Raw genomic sequence first — 4,170 nt, forward strand, 5'->3', positions numbered from 1 at the left:
CCGGCGTCGTTGTGCGCGTCTCGCCGTGTGCAGGCGGCCACCGCCCGGCGTAGTGCTTCGGTCATCAGGCGCGCTCCCGGTAGGTGTCGACGGGTGAAGTCGCGGTTGCTGTGATGGTCCGTGAGCCCATGACTTGCGGGAATCCGAGTGCGTCGAGGGAGATGACGCACGTGACGGTGGCCGAGACGGAAGCCGTGACGCCGGGGCGAGTTCTGAATCCGCCGAGGTCGGTGTTGACGTTGAGAGCGGAACAGGTGAGCCCTCGTGCTGCCAGGTCGTTTCGCGCGGCTGCTTGCGCATCGGGGGCTGCGGAGAACGCCGTTCGCGCGATGGAGGCGGTACGCGCGGCCTCGTTCGCGGCGTGGACTACTTTCTGGTGCGCTTGCGCGAGAACGCCGAAGGTGACGATCAGTGCGATCAGGAACAGTGTGGCGGGGGCGACGATGACAGTCTGCAGGGCCGATCCTCGGTCGTCGGCTCTGGCTGCGGCTGCCAGCTGGCGCAGTTTGTTCGCGGTGTTCATCTGGTTCCTGGGGCAGTGACTCGTTCAACGGGAAGCGTCTCGCTGACATTGATGTCGAGGGAGAAGAAGGGGATGAGGCGGATGGGTTGTCCGGTGATCTGGACAGTTGCTTCTCGCAAGCCTCGGTTGACGACAATGACGGGTGCTCGAAGGGTCGTCGGGCCGGCGGTGGATGCGAAGGCGTAGCCCGCCGCTGTTCCGGCCGCAGCGCTGCCGAATTGCGATCGCGCTTGTCGTAGAGCTTCTTCACCGGTCGAAATCGCTACGGTCCGTGCGTGAGCGTAGAGAGCTGCCTGGATTGCGATGAGGAAGAGCAGTAGGACGACGCCGAATACCACGACTGTTTCGAGGGCTGCGCCGCGGTCGTCTCGACGTATGCGGGTGAGCCATTCGCGTAGTGGTACATGTGTGTCGGTGAGCAACGCTGGTCCTCCCCTGTCTCGTTGGGCGAGTGGTGGGGTTACTGGATTCGGTTGAGGTAGCGCTGTGCAACCACGGTGATTCCGGCGACGATAGCGATGGCGAGGATGACGAGGCCGGCGGTGATGACGACGGTCTCCATGCTGTAGCCCTTGTCGCTTTTGCGTCCGCCGGCGCGCTCGGTCATCCGGGTATAGGAGAACAGTGCCAATGCGAACAGTGTTGCGGTGGTTGCTGCGATCCGGTTTGCGATTGTGCGCGATGCTGCCATGTGACGTTTCCCTTCGATATGTAAAAGCCCTGGTTATGACGGTTCTGGATGCCGGTCAGACTATCGCCAAGACCGGACACTTCGAGCAGGTGAAGTGCACGGATCGGTGTTTGCACAGCTCAAACTTGGTAGTTGATCGTTGAATGACAACGCATTCGGGTTGTTCGGTCTAGACGCCGCCCATGATGTTCACTCCGGCCGGCACGATCAGCATGATCATGAACAGCACGGCCAAGGTGCCGAGAGGTGCGTCCATCTTCTTCGTTTTGGCTCCTGCTTCGCCTTGTTCTTTCGAGAGCAGGGCACTGCGGAGCGCTCCGGCCCGCGCGGCAAGAGTGTCGGCCACGCTCGCTCCCTGGTCGCCGGTATAGGTCATGATGTCCGCGAGATCTCCCAACTCCGGCAGCGCCAGTTCGGCTGCAAGATTGGACAGAGCAGCCCATGGTGCCTGTCCGGCGAGGGACGCTTTCTGAAGCTCGGCATCCAGACGTAGAAACACCCAGCTATCGCCCACTGCGGCAGCGCGTTCGAGACTTTGGAATGCAGCGACGCCGCCACTTCGGTTCAACGAAACGAAGTCGATGAACGCCGCCAATGCTCGGGTGAATTCGAGTCGGGCACTAGCGGCGCGAGTCTTGACGTCGGCGTCGGGCGCGAAGAATCCCACCAGCGCCAGGACGAGGGAACCGGCTACGGGAAAAGTCAGGGGCACTGCCATGCCGAACAGCGCCAGGAGTGCGATCGAAATCGGCGCGATGATCAGACCTATTGCAGCGGAAAGGATTTTGTCTCCGATGAACTTTTGTGGAGTTTCTCGGAGGATCGCCAGGTCCGCGGTCGGGATCCTGAACCACGCCTGCGATCGCAGCCGCGGGTAGAAGCGGGCACCGACCTTGTAGGACAGGGCATCCGAACCGGTGAGGTCGTCACCGCCGCGGGTGTCGACGGTGTACGGGTCCGGGGCTGCACCGGACAGTCGTTCCATGGCATCGCCGAGTGCTGGGTCGGCCGGCAGTATGCGGAGAACGAGGAGGATCAAGCCGAGAGCGGCGAGAGCGGCAAGGGCGATCGCCCAGAGCTCGAAGTTGTTCATACTGCGCTCCTCTCACGTGCGGTGTTTGCTGCGTCGCGGTCCTTGGTGCCGATGAACCTGGGGTATTTCACTGGCAAGGTGTATCGCTTCATCCACCCGAGCACCAGGCCGAAACCGATGAATTCGAGGAACAGAACGGGCTGGAGGAGGGGCTGTTTGTACGGGTCCATGTAGTTGGTGAACAGGAACAACCCAACGATGACAACGACGGTGATGACGGTGACCCCGCGAGCGGTCGTGCGGGGCCCTTGCCGTTCCGCTTCGGCCGTTCTGCGGTTGCGCACGTTCTCTGCCACCGATTCTGAAAGTCGCTTCAAGGCTGCGGTGAGTCCGGAGCCGCGCAGGCGAGCTGCCTGCCGCAGTGCACCGACCACGTAGTCGCCGGTGGAATCGTCGAGATCGTCTGCGAACCGAAGCAACGCTTCGTCGATCGACACATTGCCACGCAGGCGCGTGATGAGGCTCGTAATTTCCGGACGCAATGCTTGAGGCATTCCCCTGTGCGTTGCGATGATGGCCTGTTCGAGGCCGGATCCTGCTGCGAGCACTCCAGTCAGGTTGCGCACCCATTCTTCGAGGGCATTGAGGCGTTCGATGTCGTCGGCGGCGGCTGACGATCCGAGTAGGTAGGGGACGCCTACTGCTGCGATCGGAATGATGGGGAAGAGTACGAACCATCCACTGAGGAGCCATGCAGCAAGGCCGACGGCAGTTCCGATGGCGAGGAGTAATTTTGTCCGCCGGGCAATCCGCGCACGTGAGGTGCGGTGGCGTGTCGGCGCAGTCGGGTCGCGGCGATCGCGAATTCCGTTGGCAAAAAACCACATCCCGGCGGCAAAGACAAGGACGATACCGACGGCCGTGAACGTGTACATCAGAGCCCACCACCTGTGATCGTGTTGATGGGGATTTGGTTCGGACTGAAACCGCCTGCGTAGAGCTTGCGGAGCAAAGCTGGGGGCAAAGTTCCGTATTCGCCGGTCCCGCCCGGCTTTCCTTCGTAAATTTTGGTTACTGCGGGCATGGCGTTTTCGCCGGCCTCGATATGGATGACCTCGCTGACGAATCGGACCTGACGCCTCTCGCCGGTGTCGGTAAATTCGTAGTCCGTCTGCAGCTGAATGATCAGATTGATGTGGTGTGCCACTTGGCGGTAGGCGTACTCGACCGGCACTCCTGCTTCGAGGGCGCAGGTGACGAGGCGGTCGATCGCGCCGGCGGCATGCTCGGCGTGCGTGGTACTCAGGGAGCCTTTGGCCATCTGCATTGCTTTGAACATGTCGATGATCTCGCCGCCGGCTACCTCTCCGACGATGACACGGTCGAGCTGCATTCGCACGAACTGGTAAAGGATGTCGGACAGCGTCGTCGCGCCGCGTAGCGCTCCGGTCAGCTCGTTTCGTTCGCCGCCGCCGGTGATTGCCTCGGCTGCAACAACATACGGTCTGCGACCGTCGAGTTTGTCGAGGAACAGTTCGTACTCTGTCTCTGCTGTGCCGATCCGTGTTTGCAGGGGAAGGCAGTTGGCGAGCGCACGAAGGTTGGTTGTTTTACCTGATCCCATGGGCCCGGAGATCACGATGGAGGCACCACCGATGACTGCGGCGCTGAGGATCTCGGACAACAGTTGGGGCATAACACCCATTTCGACCATCTTGTCGATGGTCACATCCTTGTGGCGGTGCATGCGGATGGCGATACTGGGATGGCGGACCGAGTAGCCCATCGCGGACAAGCGGATGTCGCCGGGCAGATTGAGGCGGAGGTTGGGGTTGACCTGCGAGAACGGTCGTCCACCACCGGGTGCGCGCTGCGCGAGGTTGGTGAGCCAGTCGTAGAGCTCTTCGTCGCTGTCCGCGATCG

At 61.8% G+C, this 4,170-nt stretch carries 6 protein-coding genes; all 6 read right to left on the reverse strand.

Annotated features, from left to right (window positions below; translation table 11 throughout):
- Window positions 1-64: 64 nt before the first annotated feature.
- Window positions 65-523 (reverse strand): TadE family protein, encoded by a 459-nt coding sequence (locus CH256_RS15980; protein ID WP_015586079.1) that lies wholly within the window; start codon window positions 521-523, stop codon window positions 65-67.
- Window positions 520-945 carry a type II secretion system protein gene (locus CH256_RS15985; RefSeq protein WP_015586078.1) on the reverse strand — a complete coding sequence of 142 codons (426 nt, stop codon included), beginning with the start codon at window positions 943-945 and terminating at the stop codon, window positions 520-522. Before CH256_RS15985 ends, CH256_RS15980 begins: the two co-directional genes overlap by 4 nt.
- Window positions 946-983: 38 nt before the next feature.
- A complete protein-coding gene (locus tag CH256_RS15990) occupies window positions 984-1,214 on the reverse strand; it encodes a hypothetical protein (RefSeq protein ID WP_015586077.1) in 231 nt (76 codons plus the stop codon).
- Between the two features lie 169 nt (window positions 1,215-1,383).
- Window positions 1,384-2,307, reverse strand: a complete 924-nt coding sequence (locus tag CH256_RS15995) for a type II secretion system F family protein (protein ID WP_032364991.1) — start codon at window positions 2,305-2,307, stop codon at window positions 1,384-1,386.
- Window positions 2,304-3,182 (reverse strand): type II secretion system F family protein, encoded by an 879-nt coding sequence (locus CH256_RS16000; protein WP_052047795.1) that lies wholly within the window; start codon window positions 3,180-3,182, stop codon window positions 2,304-2,306. The genes CH256_RS15995 and CH256_RS16000 overlap by 4 nt, the downstream gene beginning before the upstream one ends.
- The coding region (locus CH256_RS16005; protein ID WP_179272125.1) for a CpaF/VirB11 family protein at window positions 3,182-4,170 on the reverse strand (989 nt) is incomplete at its 5' end. The genes CH256_RS16005 and CH256_RS16000, both read right to left, overlap by 1 nt.

The sequence above is a fragment of the Rhodococcus sp. 05-2254-6 genome (assembly GCF_002258565.1).
Lineage (GTDB): Bacteria > Actinomycetota > Actinomycetes > Mycobacteriales > Mycobacteriaceae > Rhodococcoides.

Excerpts from the sequence above, each read along its gene's own strand:
- CH256_RS15980 (WP_015586079.1), bottom strand. The coding sequence starts at position 523 with ATGAACACCGCGAACAAACTGCGCCAGCTGGCAGCCGCAGCCAGAGCC.
- CH256_RS15995 (WP_032364991.1), bottom strand. The coding sequence starts at position 2,307 with ATGAACAACTTCGAGCTCTGGGCGATCGCCCTTGCCGCTCTCGCCGCT.
- CH256_RS16000 (WP_052047795.1), bottom strand. The coding sequence starts at position 3,182 with ATGTACACGTTCACGGCCGTCGGTATCGTCCTTGTCTTTGCCGCCGGG.
- CH256_RS15990 (WP_015586077.1), bottom strand. The coding sequence starts at position 1,214 with ATGGCAGCATCGCGCACAATCGCAAACCGGATCGCAGCAACCACCGCA.